The sequence below is a fragment of the Timaviella obliquedivisa GSE-PSE-MK23-08B genome (assembly GCA_019358855.1).
Taxonomy (GTDB): domain Bacteria; phylum Cyanobacteriota; class Cyanobacteriia; order Elainellales; family Elainellaceae; genus Timaviella; species Timaviella obliquedivisa.
Window position 1 is genome coordinate 102,632 of record JAHHII010000010.1, and the last position, 16,882, is coordinate 119,513.

A 16,882-nucleotide genomic window follows, 5' to 3' on the forward strand; every position below is an offset into this window, starting at 1 on the left:
AACGCCGTAAACTGATTAAAGTTCGTTTCGTAGCTCAGAGTCAGGTAATCCCGTGCGCAAGGTTATTATTGCTGGCAATTGGAAAATGTATAAAACTCAAGCAGAAGCACTAGAGTTTTTGCAAGGTTTTTTAGATCAAGTTTCAGAAACGCCCGAAGATCGGGAAGTGGTATTATGCGTGCCGTTTACAATTTTGAGCACGCTATCTCGAAATCTGCATGGCTCTCGCATTCAGGTGGGGGCACAGAATGTTCATTGGGAACCCGCAGGGGCATATACGGGCGAAATTTCTGCACCCATGCTGACTGAACTCAACGTGCGTTATGTCGTGGTTGGGCATAGTGAACGACGGCAATATTTTGGTGAAACCGATGCGACGGTAAATCTACGATTGAAGGCAGCCCAACAGTACGGTTTAACCCCCATTCTTTGCGTCGGCGAAACTAAGCAACAGAGGGATGCAGGGCAGGCAGAAGTAGTCATTGCGAATCAGTTAGAAAAAGATTTAGTAGAGGTGGATCAGCAGAAGTTAGTGATTGCCTATGAGCCGATCTGGGCGATCGGGACGGGTGACACTTGTGAAGCCGGTGAAGCAAATCGGATTATCAGCCTGATTCGCAGCAAGCTCAGCAATCCGCAGGTCACGATTCAGTATGGTGGGTCGGTGAAGCCAAACAATGTAGATGAGATTATGGCACAACCCGAAATTGATGGGGCGTTAGTCGGTGGAGCCAGTTTAGAGCCTCAAGATTTTTCTCGAATTGTGAACTATCAACAACGCTTCTAGAAAAATCAACAGGAAGGTTTCAAAAAAGATCAGGAATGTGTTTTCTCTTTTGTCATCGTGGGTATGATTGGAGCGATCATTCGATCGACTGCGCCGTTACCGCCAGAGTCGCAGCCTCAGCCTAAATCGGGTCTTTAAAGTCGTGCAAACCTCCTTTCTTTCCGAATCAAGTCACCCGCTCATTAGCGTCTTGAACCATTGTAGCGATCAAGATTTGCTGACTTTGTTTCAACGCCACCCCGATCAGGGTCAGTATTTTGTGATGATCTTCTGTCGTTATAGTCCGATCGTCCACACGTTGATTAGACACTCGGTGCGATCGCCCGTTCAAGCCGATTATTTGGTTGCCACAACCTGGCGGCATATTTTCAATGAACTGGGCGGTTTAGACCTACGCGATGGCTTGCCTGCTGGCGCTCCTCCGACAACGTTGCAAAATTGGCTCATCAATATGACGGCTGCTTGCATTAATCGGGTAGAATTGCCGCCCGTAGAGTCCATTCAGTATTCGCTTCAGGCTACCTCGCCGCCGCTATGGTGCTATGTGGAGCGATCGCTCGACCAGTTAGAGCCATTGCAACGCTTGATCATTCTGATGGCGCAAACCTTCCACTGGAGCGAAACCCGTATTTCTGCATACCTTCAGGCAGAGGGTGAGTTTTTATCTCCGGTTGAGGTAAAACAGGCATTAGCTGAGGCGTACTACCAGCTTGAAAGAGTTCTGCCGGAAGACATCAGCGAGATTTATCTGGATCAATTGCCTCGTCGCTCTGACTCTACTGAAGGAAGCGATCGAGATGAACACGACGAAGACTTGTTTGATCTAGCGGCATTGGGATTAGAGCAGCAATCGAGATAGGGGCGTAAAAGCTCTAGTGAATTTTTTGCTTACGAACCGGGCTTATCGCCTTGCTCTAAGCGAAGTTTGGTATCTTTTTCAAACCAATTAATGACTTGAGCCGTGGTGAGATTGGCGATCGCTCCACTTTCCTCGTCTGCTGCAATGCGCTGTAAGGGCTTCAGCGACGACATCACCAGTTGCGTAAAAAACATCTGAAATGATTCTTTATCTTCCACTTCTATGGAAATGCTTTCATCTTGCTCGACCCAGGCTAAAACCTGCTGGGGAGAAGTTTCCTCGATCGATTGATCGCTTTCTTGAGCAATTTTTTTAAGCGATCGGAGGGAATAGAGAGCAATACGTGTGAGGAAGCGATCGCGGGAAGTCATCAAGGCTTTATCAACCTCAGCCGCTTCATCCACGGTAAGAAACCCTGTCATAATCTCTTGAAAATCAGTCATCTTTTTATATAATTACTCAAGATATAAAATTCAAAATTTACTTCGGCTGCACCAAATATCCACACCGATGTTCGCCTCCCGCCAGCCAGTGAGTCCGCTCAACTTTACAGTCTTGGAGCGCCAACTCAAACATTTCTAGCTCGTTGCCACAAACACTAGGAAAAGATTCAACAATTTGGGAAATTGCACAGTTGTATTCCGTAATCACAAAGGAATCGATCGCATCGGCAGTAGAGTGCCATTCTGCCATATAGCCTTCGGTTTTGCGGATTTCGACCAAGTTTGCCACTCGTTCTTGCAAAGAGCCGCTGCCCAACCGCTGCCGATATTCTAGGGCTTTGCGCACCCACTGTTTACGCAGGAGATTGCTAACTTGATCCTTGCCAACGGTTTCTGCCAAGGTGTCGAGCAAATCGAGGGCGAAGTCGTCGTAGCGATCGGGCAGGCGATCGCGCCCTTCTCGGCTTAACTTGTAAGCATAGTTAGGACGACCCATGCCCACCGCCACCGATTGATGCTCAATCAGCCCTTCCTCTTCAAGATTCTTTAAGTGCCGACGAATTGCTTGCGGACTAATGCCCAAACTGTCCGATAGCGCCTGAGCCGTCGTCTCGCCCTGCCTTAATAGATGATTCAGAATATCTTGCTTAGTCGGCTGCTGTGTGGCTGTCATCTTTTCTCCCGAAACCCCTTAACCCAATCTGTGTCTGTCGATTTTCCCGAAAGTGTCAGAGATACTGCCAAAAAACTTTATGCTGAAAAGCTGGAAGTCAAAACTTGACTTTAACAACTCTTTTGTTGCTAAACTACATCTATGGGTTAAGCAACACTAAAGTTGTTTTAATTATAAAAGCTATTCTACTCCCCGACTCATCGCCATGAACCCAAACCCCAGTCAAGGTAGCGACAAAAGCCTGGAAGCCATGCGGCATTTTTCTGAAACCTATGCTCAGCGCACAGGCACCTACTTTTGTGTTGATCCTAGTGTGACGGCTGTCGTGATTGAAGGTCTTGCTAAACATAAAGATGACCTTGGCGCGCCTCTTTGTCCTTGTCGCCACTATGAAGATAAACAGGCGGAAGCCTCTGCTGCCTACTGGAACTGTCCCTGCGTCCCCATGCGTGAGCGCAAAGAGTGTCACTGTATGCTGTTCCTCACTCCTGACAACGATTTTGCAGGCGAACAACAGCACATTACCTTCGATGATATTCGCGCGGTCACCAATCAAACCTAGCCCTTTATTAGCCTAATCCTTCTTTGTCTTGAGAGAGCACCCATGACCACGACCACGGTTAAGTCCCTTGTCAATCAGCCTTATAAGTATGGTTTTGTCACCGATATTGAATCTGAATCGATTCCTGCTGGGTTAAGCGAGGATGTCGTTCGGCTGATTTCGGCTAAGAAAGAAGAGCCGGAATTCATGTTGGAGTTTCGCCTGAAGGCTTATCGGCAGTGGTTGAAGATGACTGAGCCGAATTGGGCTGAAGTAGGGTATCCGGCGATCGACTATCAAAAAATTGTTTATTACTCCGCTCCCAAAAAGAAAGAGAAGCTTGGCAGCCTGGATGAAGTTGACCCAACCTTGCTAGAAACGTTTGAGAAGTTAGGAATTTCTCTTTCTGAGCAGAAGCGTCTTTCTAACGTCGCAGTCGATGCCATCTTTGACAGCGTTTCTGTGGCAACTACGTTCAAAGACAAGTTAGCAGAACAGGGCGTGATTTTCTGCTCCATCTCCGAAGCGCTCCAAAAGCATCCTGACCTAGTGCAGAAGTATCTGGGTAGCGTTGTGCCAGCGGGTGACAACTTCTTTGCGGCGCTGAATGCGGCGGTGTTCAGCGATGGCTCTTTCGTTTACATTCCCAAGAACACGAAGTGTCCAATGGAGCTATCTACCTATTTCCGCATCAACAACGGCGATTCGGGGCAGTTCGAGCGGACATTGATTGTGGCTGAAGAAGGAAGTTCGGTCAGCTACCTCGAAGGTTGCACTGCGCCCATGTTTGACACCAATCAGCTTCATGCGGCGGTGGTTGAACTGGTGGCGTTGGACAATGCTGATATCAAATACTCCACAGTGCAAAACTGGTACGCGGGCGACGAAAACGGCAAAGGTGGTATTTATAACTTTGTGACCAAGCGGGGTTTGTGCCAAGGCGTAAATTCCAAGATTTCTTGGACGCAGGTGGAAACAGGTTCGGCGATTACCTGGAAGTATCCTAGCTGTGTGTTGGTGGGCGATCGCTCAGTCGGTGAATTTTATTCAGTAGCGCTGACCAATCACCGTCAGCAGGCAGACACCGGCACCAAAATGATTCACGTTGGCAAGAATACGCGCAGCACGATTATTTCTAAGGGAATTTCGGCGGGACGTTCTGAAAATAGCTATCGGGGTTTGGTGAAAATGGGCCCCAAAGCGGCAGGTGCCCGCAACTATTCTCAGTGTGACTCCATGCTGATTGGCGATAACGCTGGAGCCAATACCTTCCCATATATCCAGGTGCAGAATAATACTGCCAAGGTAGAACACGAAGCCTCGACCTCCAAAATTGGAGAAGACCAACTGTTTTACTTTAGCCAGCGGGGAATTTCTTCTGAAGACGCAATTTCGATGATGATTAGCGGCTTTTGTAAGGATGTGTTTAACCAGTTGCCAATGGAATTTGCAGTGGAAGCCGATCGCCTTTTAAGCCTGAAGCTAGAAGGTAGTGTGGGCTAAGTTAGACTGCCCCTCAATCTCAAAAAGCTTTTTATCGCCCAAATGTTGCTGAAGTAAGTGGTGTTTCCATGATTGTTGAGAACAGCGAAGTTATTTTATTGGTCAAAAATTTGACTGCGAGCGTTGATGGCACGCCCATTTTGAAAGGGTTAAACCTGGAGATTAAGGCGGGCGAAATTCATGCCATTATGGGCCCTAATGGTTCTGGGAAAAGCACTTTTTCTAAAGTATTGGCAGGACATCCGGCATACGAAGTGACGGGCGGTGAGGTGCTGTACCAAGGGCAAAACTTGTTTGATATGGAGCCGGAAGTGCGATCGCGCTCTGGTCTCTTTCTGGCGTTTCAGTACCCGCTAGAAATTCCAGGCGTGAGTAATGTAGATTTCTTGCGAGTCGCATACAACTCTAAGCGCAAGCATGATGGATTAGAAGAGCTAGATGCCTTCGACTTTGATGACTTGGTGCAGCAGAAGTTAGAAGTCGTGAAAATGAAGCCGGAATTCCTCAGCCGCAGCGTTAACGAGGGCTTTTCGGGCGGCGAAAAGAAGCGCAACGAAATCCTGCAAATGGCAATGCTGGAGCCAAAGCTTGCAATTTTAGATGAAACCGATTCAGGCTTAGATATCGATGCCCTCAGAATTGTAGCTGGCGGGGTCAATCAACTTTCTCAACCCGATAATGCAACGCTATTAATTACTCACTATCAACGCTTGCTAGATTATATCGTGCCAGATTTTGTGCATGTCATGGAAGGAGGGCGGATTCTAACTACGGGCGGCAAAGAGTTGGCGTTTGAGTTAGAAGAACGGGGCTATGAATGGGTGCGGGAAGACGAAGTCGCGGAGGTATCGGCGCGATGAGTATTCAAGCTTCGGTGATTCCTGATTTAGAAATAGCTAGCACGGCATCTGAAAAGCGATCGGCTTGCCTATCAAATTTGTTGAAGCTGCGATCGCCGTTCTTGACAGTCGCTTCACCCTGGCTACAATCCATTCGTGAGTCAGCAGCAACTCAAGTTCAAGCACTCGCTATTCCTTCTACTCGTGATGAAGAGTGGCGCTTTACTGATCTCTCTGCGCTAATGTCATCTCAATTTTTGAGCAGTACCTCTAATCCGCTTTCAGTGGATTTGAATGAAATTAAATCTCTCCTCATTCCAGAAGCAACGCATCGTTTAGTGTTCGTTAATGGTGTTTATAATTCTGGGCTTTCCCAGGTCAATGATTTACCTTCAGGATTGTTTGTTGGAAGTTTAAGCGAAGCTTTAAAGGTGGAAGCGGTCTACACTGCTCTTCAAGCTCATTTTGGGCAGCAGCCAGGAAGCGAGGATGTTTTTACCCTTCTCAATACCGCTAGTTTTAGCGATACTGCTGTGCTTTGGGTTGAGAAAAACCAAGAAATAGCGGCTCCTGTACAATTATTATTTCTCTCTTTAGATGGCGCTGAACTGACTATTTCTCATCCTCGTTGTTTGATTGTTGCAGAGAAAAGTAGTAGCCTGACTGTTGTTGAAGATTACGCTTCACTGGGTCTTAAAAGTAATTTGTGTAATGCGGTCACTGAGGTTTGGGTGGACGAAAATGCTCAAGTTGAGCATACTCGGATTCAGCGCGAATGTCATGCCGCATACCACATTGGTAAGACAGTAGTTTCCCAGGCAAGATCCTCTCGATACACTTGTAATGCGGTCAGCACTGGCGCAAAATTATCGCGGCATAACCTAGAGATTTACCAAACGGGTGAACAGACTGAGACAACGCTCAATGGATTAACAATGATTGCGGGCGAACAAGTGGGAGATATGCATAGCGCGATCGCCCTTACTGCTCCCCATGGTACTACTCATCAACTGCACAAATGCATTGTGAACGATCGGGCACACGCTATTTTTAACGGCAAAGTGTTCGTTCCTAAAGCTGCCCAAATGACCAATGCCGGACAGCTTAACCGTAACTTGCTGTTATCGCCCAAAGCCAGGGTTGATACCAAGCCCCAGCTTGAAATTGTCGCCGATAATGTGAAGTGTACGCACGGCGCAACGGTCAGTCAACTTGAAGATGACGAGGTGTTTTATCTGCAAAGTCGCGGGATTGATGCAGAAAGTGCGCAGAAGCTCTTGGTTTATGCGTTTGCGTTTGAAATTATTAGCAAGATTCCGATCGCCTCTCTCCAAGAAGACCTGGCGCAATGGGCAAGGCGACCCTTGCGGTATCTGCGAAGCAGCACGCCCCTCGAACAGACTTAGCTTTTGACTTCAGGCAATTGCTCATTTTTACCTTTATTCCTTACCCTTTTTTGCTATGACGCTTACCCAAGAGAAAACACTTGCAGCCTGCGTTCGTGCAGATTTTCCTATTTTGAACCAGGAAATTCACGGCAAGCCTTTAGTTTATTTAGATAATGCTGCTTCGTCTCAAAAGCCCTTAGCAGTATTGAATGCGTTGCAGCATTACTATCAAAACGACAACGCCAACGTGCATCGGGGCGTACATACCTTAAGCTCACGCGCAACAGATGGGTACGAAGGAGCGCGCGATAAGGTGGCAGCGTTTGTGAATGCGGCGCACCGTGAAGAAATTATTTACACGCGCAATGCCACGGAAGCAATTAACTTGGTGGCTTATGCCTGGGGAATAAGTACGTTGCAGCGGGGTGATGAAATCATTTTGTCGGTGATGGAACACCATGCTAATTTAATTCCTTGGCAGTTTGTGGCGCAGAAAACAGGAGCGGTGCTGCGGTTTGTAGAACTGACCAAGACACAGGATTTTGACCTGGATCACTATAAATCTTTGGTTTCAGATAAAACGAAGCTAGTGTCAGTGGTTCATGCTTCTAACACGCTAGGCTGCATTAACCCCGTCGCAGAGATCGTGGCGATCGCCCATCAATACGGCGCAAAGGTGTTGATCGATGCTTGCCAAAGTGTTCCTCATAGCGGGGTAGATGTTCAGGCGCTAGATTGCGATTGGCTCGTGGCATCGGGTCATAAAATGTGTGCCCCAACTGGAATTGGGTTTCTTTATGGAAAGAAAGAGCTACTGCGCTCTATGCCGCCTTTTATGGGGGGAGGTGAGATGATCGCCGACGTGTTTTTCGACCATGCAACCTATGCTGATATTCCCCACCGATTTGAGGCAGGCACTCCCGCCATTGGAGAAGCGATCGCTCTGGGTGCCGCCGTCGATTATTTGATGGCGATCGGCATGGACAAAATTCATGCCTACGAGCAAGAGCTAACCGCTTACCTATTCCAACAGCTAAATCCTATTTCTGAAGTTAAAATCTATGGTCCTCAGCCCGATGCTGGAGTTACTAACCGAGTCGGGCTTGCATCCTTTACAACGGGTGCGGTTCATCCCCACGATTTATCAACAATTCTTGATCAAGCTGGGATCGCTATTCGCGCTGGGCATCACTGCACCCAACCCTTACACCGTCATCTAGGGGCACAGTCTACTGCCAGAGCTAGCGTTTACTTCTACAACACCCGCGAGGAAATTGATACTTTTATTACGGCATTGAAAGAAGCGATCGAGTTTTTCGGCGGTATCTTTGGTTAATTCAATCCGATCGCGGGATCAATTGTTTCATTGAGTCTAAGAGGTTGTTTGAGAAGTCTAGATTGCTATCCGACCCGCCCCCTAAATCCCCCATTTTGAGGGACTTTGAAGGAAGACGGTGCGGAAGTCCCCCAGAATGGGGGGTTGGGGGGCGAGTGTAAGAATCTTTGATACTTCTCAGACATCCTCTGAGGGACAATTGCCAGACGAGTAGAACTAACTGCACGAGGACAACCTCTTCCGTTTGTATGAATCCAGACGAGAGCGTTGTCTGATATTGTGACAGCATCTTCCGCAGGTCAAAAAACATGATCAAATCTTGGATGGTCATTGGCGGCGTTACTTTGGTTGCCGGACTACTGGTTCAACTCTTCATGACTCCCCGTGGGATCAAGTGGTTCAAACGCCTTCGTCGTCCCAGTTGGCTAACGTTTGAAGCAGCAATCCCGATTATTTGGACAACCGTTTTTATTTGCGGAGCTTGGTCCGCCACCCTAGTTTGGGAAACTCTAGCGAAAACTCAAGCGGGGCGCTCGCAAGCCTGGCTATTCATGGGCGGCTACCTGCTGGTAGAACTCGTTACCCTTGCCTATAGCCCTGTGATGATGAACCTCCAAAGCCTCAAGGTTGGCACCCTCATCGGTGGAACTGGAGCCTTGTTGGCAGCATTATTGGCGATCGCAGTTTGGCAGGTTTCACAAACTGCGGCTTGGCTCTTGCTCCCCTATTTGCTCTGGAGTCCTATTGGCACCTACACGACCTGGGCAATGGCACAGCTTAATCCTCAAGATGCCTAAAATTATTGAATAGATTCGGAATTGCTGACGTGGAATCCCTCAATCTCCAGTAACCTTAGAACTGATCTCATCTCAGATCACCTTACTTTAGTTTGTCAGCGAGTTCAGGAGAATCGTGCATGTCTTTTTTAAGTCAATCTTCCTCCCCATTCCCTCATCAATTTATGGTTAAAGCCTCAATTGTGGCGGCGTTAAGCTTCTGGCTGGTCGGTTGCTCTGAGAATCGCTCCTCGCAATGTGTCAAGCTGATCGGTGTGGCAAATCAAGCCGTTAATTCGATCGAGGCGGTGACCGCCCCTAGCAGTGCCGATAGCATTGAGGCGCTGAGAAAGATTGCGGTTGTTGCTGAGGATACTAACAAGGCAATGAGAGATCTCAGTTTGACAGATGGAAAACTGATCGAGTTTCGCGATCGCTTCACCGCCATGTACGAAGCGACCAGTGCTGCCACACAATCGCTGATTCAATCCTCAAGCATCAAAGATACGGCGGCTTCCCAGAAGGCATATGAAGACCTGAAGGCTTCTACCAGTCAAGAGTCGCCTTTAGTGGATGAAGTGAATCAGTACTGCAATGCGGGTCAGTAAAGTCGGTCAGTCAAGATAATTCTTATAATTTTTAACGTCAATTCAAAAAAAATCTTCAGCCCTGCCATATTGAGCGATCAGTGGGGATTCTGATGCTTGATTGCCTAACCATGCCCAGAGTTGGTCGCCGTGGGAATAATGCCACCATTCTTTAGGATGCTGCCGAAACTCGGCCTTGATCATGGCTTGTTTGAGAATCTGGCGATTATGGTGAAAGGTGCGGTTTGATAAAGAGTCTCTAAAGTAATCGGGGTAAGACCGGGGTGACATTTCATCAATGGGTGAACCCATGGCGATCGCGCCCTCTCCATCAACCAAAGTGACATCGATTGCTGCGCCTGTGCTATGAGGCGGCGGCATTGCCGGATTTAGGTTTGGAACTGCCCAAAATTCGTAGACTTCTTCTAAAAACTCCTGGCGCTGTGTTTCAGTAAGATCCCACAGATGTAACCCTCTAGCCTGAACCGTTTGCGCTAGAGTGTAATCCACCATAAACTGCTGAACGGCGATCGGGCGGTAGGCATCGAAAATTTGGATGCGCCAGTTTGGGTACTCTATTTGCAGAAAATGTTGCGCTTGTAGCAGGCGTTCTAGGACACCTTGCCGAAGATAATAAGGAGAGCGCTCTCCATAGGGCGCACCTAACCTGACATAAGGATGCGGCTGCTCGGCTGCAAACTGATAAATAGGAATCGGCAGGAGTGATTCTCCGCATTCTTGAATTGGAACTTGCTGGTAGAGTTTCATCTAGGGCACATCAATGTCAGGATAGTTTCTCAGAATAGTTTGCGACTCAAACCATCGGTTTGTGTCGTTTCTCCCTCGTCACTCACATACCCTAATTGAACTATGAAGTCTTACGTTGTTGCTGCCGTGCAAATGAACAGTCTGCCAGATTTAGAAAAAAATCTGGCGCAGGCAGAAGATCTCATTGACCTTGCTGTCCGCCAAGGGGCTGAGTTGATTTGTCTGCCAGAGAACTTTTCGTTTTTAGGGGATGAAACTGCCAAATTTGCTCAAGCAGGGGCGATCGCCCAAGGCAGCGAAAAATTCCTCAAAACGATGGCACAACGCTATCAAATCACGCTATTGGGCGGCGGATTTCCGGTTCCTGCCCCCACAGGCAAAGTTTATAATACTGCCCTTTTGATTGGTCCTAGCGGCGAAGAGCTATCTCGCTACGAGAAAGTTCACCTATTCGATGTGAATTTACCGGATGGTAATACCTATCAGGAATCTGAGGCAGTGTCGCCAGGAGAACAAATGCCTTCAGTGTATCCCTCTAAAGAATTAGGACATTTGGGGCTTTCGGTTTGTTATGACGTGCGATTTCCTGAACTATATCGCCATTTGTCGCAGATGGGCGCAGAGGTGTTGTTTATTCCAGCAGCTTTTACGGCTTATACCGGTAAAGATCACTGGCAAGTTTTGTTACAGGCACGGGCGATCGAAAATACCTGCTATGTTGTTGCCCCTGCCCAGACGGGTAAGCATAATTCGCGCCGTCAGTCCCATGGTCATGCAGTGATTATTGACCCGTGGGGGATTATTTTGGCAGATGCAGGCGAGCAGCCTGGCGTGGCGATCGCCTCGATCGAACCTTCTCGCTTAGAGCAAGTCCGTCGTCAAATGCCATCTTTGCAACATCGCGTTTTTATTTAAATGTGTTTAATCTTTAAGGGCGATCGTCATGAGGGCGATCGCTCTTTAAAACGTGCCCACCCTCGACAAGTTTGCCTAACCCATGGTTGATCTCACTTTATGGACTTTTTTTTCTCCCCTACTGGCTACCGAAGCCCAAGCTGAAACAGGCTCCCTCGTTTTAGCAGGCGTTTTACTGAGCTTAGTCGTGATTTATCTCGCTGCCAAACTGGTTGGAGAACTTTGCGCCCGTATTAATCTTCCTTCTGTGTTAGGAGAACTCGTGGGCGGCGTTTTGGTGGGCGTATCTGCCTTCAATCTCCTGATTTTTCCTGATAGCAGCGGAGCCTTTCACTCGCTCATTCTCGACTTTCTGCAAGTTACCGCAGGGCTAACCCCCGAAGCCATTCCTGGCGTAGGCAGTTCTATCAGCGAAGTCATTTCCTTGCTGTCGGAACTAGGCGTGATTATCCTTCTGTTTGAAATCGGTCTAGAGTCTAACCTAAAGGAACTCATTCGCGTGGGACCGCAAGCTGCTGTAGTGGCGATCGTAGGGGTGGCAGTGCCGTTCGCAGCAGGCACGAGTGGATTGATTCTTTTGTTTGGAGTCCCTGCAATTCCAGCAATCTTTGCGGGGGCGGCATTGACGGCAACTAGCATCGGTATTACTGCCAAAGTGCTGGCAGAACTTCAGAAGCTAAGTTCTAGAGAAGGGCAAATTATTATTGGGGCAGCGGTGTTGGATGATGTACTCGGTATCATCGTTCTGGCAGTTGTGGCTAGCCTTGCTAAAACTGGAGAAATCCAGGTCAGTAATATTGTTTATCTAGTTGTTGGCGCAAGCGTTTTTCTGATTGGCTCCATTTTTCTGGGTCGTCTACTCAGCCCGTATTTTGTGGCATTGGTCGATCGCCTCCAAACCCGTGGCAATCTTTTGCTTTCCTCCCTAATCTTTGCTTTTGTGTTGTCTTACATTGGCGCAGTGATTCACCTTGAAGCAATTTTAGGCGCTTTTGCCGCCGGGTTAATTCTTGCCGAAACTGACAAACAAAGAGAGCTAGAAGAACAGATCTTGCCGATCGCCGATATGCTTGTTCCAATTTTCTTTGTGGTGGTAGGCGCGAGAACCGATGTCAGCGTCCTTAACCCATTTGTGCCCAGCAATCAAGAGGGCTTGATTATTGCTTCCTTTCTGGTAATCGTGGCAATTATTGGCAAGGTTGTAACGGGCTTAGGCGTGTTTGGACAACCGGGCATTAATCGGCTAGCGATCGGGGTGGGTATGATTCCTCGGGGTGAAGTAGGGCTAGTTTTCGCAGGTGTAGGCTCAACCACAGGCATTCTCGACAAGTCTCTCAACGCCGCCATCATTGTTATGGTAATTATCACTACCTTCATAGCTCCTCCGTTATTGCGCATCGTTTTCGACAAAGCAGATAAAGCGATCGAAGAAGCAAAGTCCGAAAGCTAATTGTATTAAGTTGAAAATGTAGACAGGGTTCAATGCAAATGCTCTGTCCTTGCCTAGTACGGAATTTCCTCTATTTGTACTGTAGTGTTCTGCAACTAAAATCCTGTGATAAACTCATCGCTCAATAAACCCATTTAAAAGATCTCCTGTGTCTCAATCTTCATTTTTTGACTCTTCATCCCCTAGCGCCCGATCGCTCTCTGCAATAAATCCCTCAGAATCCCAATTTTGTCCTAGTGCTTCCTCTTCTGAGACTCAGCGCGATCGAATTGGGGTTTTTGATAGCGGCGTGGGTGGGCTGACGGTTCTGAGGGAACTGTATCGTCAACTGCCGAACGAATCGATTCTTTACTTTGGCGATACTGCCCGTCTGCCCTATGGCACCCGCTCTCAAGCCGAAATTGTGCAGTTCTCCCGCGAAATCCTGATATGGATGCAGCAGCAGGGCGTAAAGATGGTGATGATGGCGTGCAATACTAGCTCGGCGCTGGCATTGGAAATAGTGCGATCGGAGTTTAATATTCCGATTTTGGGCATCATTTTACCCGGTGCCCGCGCAGCAGTCCAGGCAGGCAAACGCATCGGCGTTATTGCCACGCCCGCCACAGCAGCCAGCAATGCCTATCGTCAGGCTATTCAGGAGATCGACTCAAGTGTTCAGGTTTGGCAAATGGCTTGTCCCGAATTCGTGCCCTTAATTGAGCACGATCGCATTCGTGAGCCTTATGCCCAGGAAGTTGCCCAAGAGTACTTAGCGCCATTGTTAGATCAAGAGATCGACACACTGGTACATGGCTGCACTCACTATCCTCACCTCAACCCAGTTTTAAAGTCTATTCTGCCGCCGTCGGTCAAAATTGTTGACCCAGCGGTACATTTAGTCAAAGCTGCTTCCCAAGAATTAGATTTATTAGGCTTAAAAAATACGCGGGTGGCGTTGCCCACGCGGTTCTGTGTCAGCAGCGCTCCGGCTCGGTTTGCCCAACTATCAGTGCAGTGGCTAGGCTGTACGCCGTTGGTAGAACAGGTCGATATCCGAGAAATGACTCGTCAATCTATGCTCAAGGCAGTAGATTAATGCTGTTTCTTGTGTTGTTGCTGCTTTTGGCGTTGCTTGCGAGCGTCCTCTATGCTCTCAAACTCCGCGATGCTGCTCAAGAGGCTCCCAGGCTCCATCTCAAAGTTCAGAAGGGCGAACTGACTGCCGTCTCAGTCATTATTCCTGCCTACAACGAGGCTGAAAATATTGAGGACTGCGTTTGCTCGGTTCTGCTGAGTACCAACTTGCCGCCTGAAAAATTAGAAGTTTGGGTTGTGGACGATCAGTCTGTGGATGAGACGTGGGAAATTTTGCAGCGGTTGCAAACTCGTCTAAATGATCCTCGCCTGAAGCTAATGGCGGGTAAGCCTCGTCCCAGTGAGCAGGTTTGGCTAGGGAAAAACTGGGCTTGTGCACAGGCGGCGGCATCTGCACAGGGCGATTATTTATTATTTTTAGATGCAGATCTGAGGCTCAATGAAGGAGCGATCGCCACTGCTTTGCAGTTCGCTCAACAGCAGCAAACCGATCTTTTTACAATTTGTCCTACCGTTGTTTGTGACTGCCTGGCAGAATGGCTAGCCCAGCCGCTGATCATTCACACCATGCTGATTGGCTTCGACTTCAAAGCCGTCAACGATCCCTCTACCGACGCTGCCTTTGCCGCTGGGATGTTTATGCTGTTCCGCCGAGCCGCCTACGAGCAAATTGGGGGACATACAGCGGTGGCTGACCAGGTTGTAGAAGATGTGGAACTGGGGCGGCTGGTGAAATATAGCGGGCTGAAGTTGAATTGTTTCCTGGGCAACGAACTGGCATCGGTGCGAATGTATCGAACCTGGGCGGCTTTGTGGGAAGGGTGGACAAAGAACCTCTATGCGGGTGGGCAACGGAACCCCGTGAGCATGTCTAAGTTTGTCCTAGTGATTTTGTTGATGTGCGTTGTTCCTTGGATTGGGTTGTTCGTCTCGATCGCCCACCTCATTCCGGGCTGGAATCTTTGGAGCCTCCTTACTCTGATCCTTAGCCTATCTATCATTGCCATGCATTACGTGATCCGGCGCATCGGTTCATCGGCTTCTGGCATTTCCCCGCGCTACTGGTGGCTAACTGGGTTGGGTGGAATTTTTGTAGTGGCGATCGGTCTAACCTCTGTGCTGAAAACTGAGACAGGCTGGGGCTGGACTTGGCGGGGACGTTCGCTGAAACAGTCTGGTTAAGTGACTTATCCGGGAGGCTGATACTAAACGCCAAAAAGAGAGAAACAAACAGAAAATTGAGCCCCCTTCTGTCTGCCCTCTCTTTTGGTGGAAACTGTTGCCAGTCCCAGATAAAGCCTATTCTCTTACAGATTTAAGTAGGCAAAGTTGTGATAAAGACATGACAAGGAAATGGTGAAAATACTGAGAAACCGGTTGAAATGAATTGGGCGATCGCTTTTCTCTTGCTTCTCCCTCATTGATTCTTATCCAATTTTTCTCGAAGCTCTCCCTTAATTCGGCTTAAAATTGAAGCTTCGTCTAGGGTGGCAAGAATTTTGTCTACAACAGCTTTTGGACTGTCTTCGCCCCACGATGCGCCATTAGCGAGGTAACTTTTTACAACTTGTCCAATGGCGTAAGTCGAGACTCCAGCAACTCCTGCCTGAGTCAGAGCAACAGAAAAGTAGGGTGCCAGGGAAATACCTCCGGTCGCTGGAGCGGCTGCACCCAAGAAGCTTTTAAGAGAACCTAACCCTAAAGTCGCAATCAGTTCACTCGCGGTAATGCCGCCCATACTGAGGGCAATTTTTTGTAATAACCCGATCGCCCCTTCCTGGGTCATGGGAATGCCGTAGAGACGGGAAAGAGTCAGAATTAGGGCAATGTCAATGACAATGCCGCTGAGTAAATCGATCACCATGAGGGGATTCAAAGCGATCGCCACACCCTTTGTCATCACTCCTTGCCAAATGACATCATTGGCGCTGCGATCGCGGATCTCCATCTTGCGCTGTACCAACTGTTCGTTAACAACTCCCGTGTACAGCATCGTATTCAGCGCTACCAGAGATTTTCCTTCCCGGTGCAAAATTTCTAAAATCTTCAGCTTCAAGTCATCGACCTGCGGCATACTGCGGTTCAACCGAGCTACCACGGTGCCATCGGGTTGCCGCACTGCCTGCGCGACTAAAGGAGAAGCCGCTGCCATAACAATCTCTTCCGGCGACAGCAGTTCGCGCACTCGATCATCTCGGATTTTGGCGTAAATGGCTTGGCGATCGGCTTCAGGATATTGATCCACTTTATTCAGCACTAATAAAATGGGCTTACTCGCTTGCCTCAACTCCGAAAGCGCCTGGTATTCTACCTGAGTCATATCGCCCGCAATCACAAACAAAATCAAATCTGCCTGTTGCGCTAACTGCCGCGCCAAAGCCTCACGGGTTTCGCCATCAATTTCATCAATACCTGGCGTGTCAATGAGCTCAATCCGAGAAGTTCCCAGTCCTGGCACTGTGACCCGCCACAGATCAGAACTTCCCCCTGCGATCGGCTCGACGCTCCACTGAGCAGTTTGCACCGTTTGGGTAATCCCATGGATAGGGCCCGTCTCAAATATTTCTTGCCCTAGCAGCGCATTAAGGAGTGAAGATTTACCCCGCCCGACCATGCCAAAAACTGCAATATGCACAACTTGGCGATCGAGCTTATTTAACATTGACTCTAGTTCCAGAATCTCAGTCTCTAGCCCTGTCCGCTCCCTAGGTGTGAGGTCAATGCGGGTTACTAAATCGCGCAGCACATCTTGCGCCTGACGATAATTTAACTCTGCCTGGATATCATCAAAGCCGTGGATGGTTTCTTCTAACTCAGCATCGGGATTCAAGGCTATCTCCGAAAATGTCTACCCTACTGCTTTCGATTTTGCCTGAATTCTCAGTCAAAGGCGATCGGTTTTCCGCCTGAGGTGCAGAAGATGAGAATAAGGTTGCAAGT

General features: G+C 48.4%; 16 protein-coding genes and 1 pseudogene. 13 read left to right on the forward strand and 4 right to left on the reverse strand.

All coding sequences use genetic code 11. The features are described 5' to 3' along the window. Positions 1-52 precede the first annotated feature (52 nt). Together tpiA and KME11_17080 are read left to right on the forward strand one after the other, a co-directional pair. Positions 53-787, forward strand: coding sequence for a triose-phosphate isomerase (tpiA, locus tag KME11_17075; protein MBW4516925.1), 735 nt, complete (start codon positions 53-55; stop codon positions 785-787). A 142-nt stretch (positions 788-929) separates the two neighbouring features. Beyond that, positions 930-1,538: pseudogene (locus KME11_17080) on the forward strand (sigma-70 family RNA polymerase sigma factor). Between the two features lie 137 nt (positions 1,539-1,675). Here KME11_17080 and KME11_17085 read toward each other — a convergent pair. Together KME11_17085 and sufR are read right to left on the reverse strand one after the other, a co-directional pair. Next, entirely contained in the window at positions 1,676-2,089 is a 414-nt protein-coding gene (locus KME11_17085; protein MBW4516926.1) for a hypothetical protein, read from the reverse strand. Between the two features lie 37 nt (positions 2,090-2,126). Then, positions 2,127-2,762 carry an iron-sulfur cluster biosynthesis transcriptional regulator SufR gene (sufR, locus tag KME11_17090; protein MBW4516927.1) on the reverse strand — a complete coding sequence of 212 codons (636 nt, stop codon included), beginning with the start codon at positions 2,760-2,762 and terminating at the stop codon, positions 2,127-2,129. 205 nt (positions 2,763-2,967) lie between these two features. Between sufR and KME11_17095 the strand changes: the two genes are divergently transcribed. The 7 genes from KME11_17095 (at position 2,968) to KME11_17125 (ending at position 9,753) form a co-directional block, all read left to right on the forward strand. Next, the gene (locus tag KME11_17095; protein ID MBW4516928.1) at positions 2,968-3,324 is read left to right on the forward strand and encodes a ferredoxin--nitrite reductase; all 357 of its coding nucleotides are present in this window, start codon (positions 2,968-2,970) and stop codon (positions 3,322-3,324) included. Positions 3,325-3,366: 42 nt separating this feature from the next. Further along, positions 3,367-4,806, forward strand: a complete 1,440-nt coding sequence (sufB, locus tag KME11_17100; protein MBW4516929.1) for a Fe-S cluster assembly protein SufB — start codon at positions 3,367-3,369, stop codon at positions 4,804-4,806. A gap of 68 nt (positions 4,807-4,874) precedes the next feature. Beyond that, positions 4,875-5,666 (forward strand): Fe-S cluster assembly ATPase SufC, encoded by a 792-nt coding sequence (gene sufC / locus KME11_17105; GenBank protein MBW4516930.1) that lies wholly within the window; start codon positions 4,875-4,877, stop codon positions 5,664-5,666. Then, positions 5,663-7,051: a Fe-S cluster assembly protein SufD gene (gene sufD, locus KME11_17110; protein MBW4516931.1), complete on the forward strand. Its 1,389-nt coding sequence runs from the start codon at positions 5,663-5,665 to the stop codon at positions 7,049-7,051. Before sufC ends, sufD begins: the two co-directional genes overlap by 4 nt. Positions 7,052-7,106: 55 nt before the next feature. Beyond that, entirely contained in the window at positions 7,107-8,369 is a 1,263-nt protein-coding gene (locus KME11_17115; protein ID MBW4516932.1) for a SufS family cysteine desulfurase, read from the forward strand. A gap of 308 nt (positions 8,370-8,677) precedes the next feature. After that, the gene (locus tag KME11_17120; GenBank protein ID MBW4516933.1) at positions 8,678-9,166 is read left to right on the forward strand and encodes a TspO/MBR family protein; all 489 of its coding nucleotides are present in this window, start codon (positions 8,678-8,680) and stop codon (positions 9,164-9,166) included. 164 nt (positions 9,167-9,330) lie between these two features. Then, on the forward strand, positions 9,331-9,753 hold the full coding sequence (locus tag KME11_17125) for a hypothetical protein (GenBank protein ID MBW4516934.1): 423 nt from the start codon (positions 9,331-9,333) through the stop codon (positions 9,751-9,753). A gap of 42 nt (positions 9,754-9,795) precedes the next feature. Here KME11_17125 and KME11_17130 read toward each other — a convergent pair whose 3' ends face one another. Further along, entirely contained in the window at positions 9,796-10,500 is a 705-nt protein-coding gene (locus KME11_17130) for a D-alanyl-D-alanine dipeptidase (protein MBW4516935.1), read from the reverse strand. Between the two features lie 102 nt (positions 10,501-10,602). On the opposite strand from KME11_17130, the gene KME11_17135 reads away from it, so the two are divergent. The 4 genes from KME11_17135 (at position 10,603) to KME11_17150 (ending at position 15,124) form a co-directional block, all read left to right on the forward strand. Continuing rightward, positions 10,603-11,415: a carbon-nitrogen hydrolase family protein gene (locus KME11_17135; protein ID MBW4516936.1), complete on the forward strand. Its 813-nt coding sequence runs from the start codon at positions 10,603-10,605 to the stop codon at positions 11,413-11,415. An 82-nt stretch (positions 11,416-11,497) separates the two neighbouring features. Next, a complete protein-coding gene (locus KME11_17140; protein MBW4516937.1) occupies positions 11,498-12,865 on the forward strand; it encodes a cation:proton antiporter in 1,368 nt (455 codons plus the stop codon). 205 nt (positions 12,866-13,070) lie between these two features. Continuing rightward, a complete protein-coding gene (gene murI, locus KME11_17145; GenBank protein MBW4516938.1) occupies positions 13,071-13,943 on the forward strand; it encodes a glutamate racemase in 873 nt (290 codons plus the stop codon). After that, entirely contained in the window at positions 13,943-15,124 is a 1,182-nt protein-coding gene (locus KME11_17150; GenBank protein ID MBW4516939.1) for a glycosyltransferase family 2 protein, read from the forward strand. Before murI ends, KME11_17150 begins: the two co-directional genes overlap by 1 nt. Positions 15,125-15,359: 235 nt before the next feature. On the opposite strand, the gene KME11_17155 is transcribed toward KME11_17150, so the two are convergent. Then, positions 15,360-16,772, reverse strand: a complete 1,413-nt coding sequence (locus KME11_17155) for a GTP-binding protein (protein MBW4516940.1) — start codon at positions 16,770-16,772, stop codon at positions 15,360-15,362. Positions 16,773-16,882 lie beyond the last annotated feature (110 nt).

What these genes read in the sequence shown, in the direction of transcription:
- KME11_17085 (MBW4516926.1), bottom strand. Translation starts at nt 2,089, where the DNA reads ATGACTGATTTTCAAGAGATTATGACAGGGTTTCTTACCGTGGATGAA.
- sufR (MBW4516927.1), bottom strand. Translation starts at nt 2,762, where the DNA reads ATGACAGCCACACAGCAGCCGACTAAGCAAGATATTCTGAATCATCTA.
- KME11_17095 (MBW4516928.1), top strand. Translation starts at nt 2,968, where the DNA reads ATGAACCCAAACCCCAGTCAAGGTAGCGACAAAAGCCTGGAAGCCATG.
- sufB (MBW4516929.1), top strand. Translation starts at nt 3,367, where the DNA reads ATGACCACGACCACGGTTAAGTCCCTTGTCAATCAGCCTTATAAGTAT.
- sufC (MBW4516930.1), top strand. Translation starts at nt 4,875, where the DNA reads ATGATTGTTGAGAACAGCGAAGTTATTTTATTGGTCAAAAATTTGACT.
- sufD (MBW4516931.1), top strand. Translation starts at nt 5,663, where the DNA reads ATGAGTATTCAAGCTTCGGTGATTCCTGATTTAGAAATAGCTAGCACG.
- KME11_17115 (MBW4516932.1), top strand. Translation starts at nt 7,107, where the DNA reads ATGACGCTTACCCAAGAGAAAACACTTGCAGCCTGCGTTCGTGCAGAT.
- KME11_17120 (MBW4516933.1), top strand. Translation starts at nt 8,678, where the DNA reads ATGATCAAATCTTGGATGGTCATTGGCGGCGTTACTTTGGTTGCCGGA.
- KME11_17125 (MBW4516934.1), top strand. Translation starts at nt 9,331, where the DNA reads ATGGTTAAAGCCTCAATTGTGGCGGCGTTAAGCTTCTGGCTGGTCGGT.
- KME11_17130 (MBW4516935.1), bottom strand. Translation starts at nt 10,500, where the DNA reads ATGAAACTCTACCAGCAAGTTCCAATTCAAGAATGCGGAGAATCACTC.
- KME11_17135 (MBW4516936.1), top strand. Translation starts at nt 10,603, where the DNA reads ATGAAGTCTTACGTTGTTGCTGCCGTGCAAATGAACAGTCTGCCAGAT.
- KME11_17140 (MBW4516937.1), top strand. Translation starts at nt 11,498, where the DNA reads ATGGTTGATCTCACTTTATGGACTTTTTTTTCTCCCCTACTGGCTACC.
- KME11_17150 (MBW4516939.1), top strand. Translation starts at nt 13,943, where the DNA reads ATGCTGTTTCTTGTGTTGTTGCTGCTTTTGGCGTTGCTTGCGAGCGTC.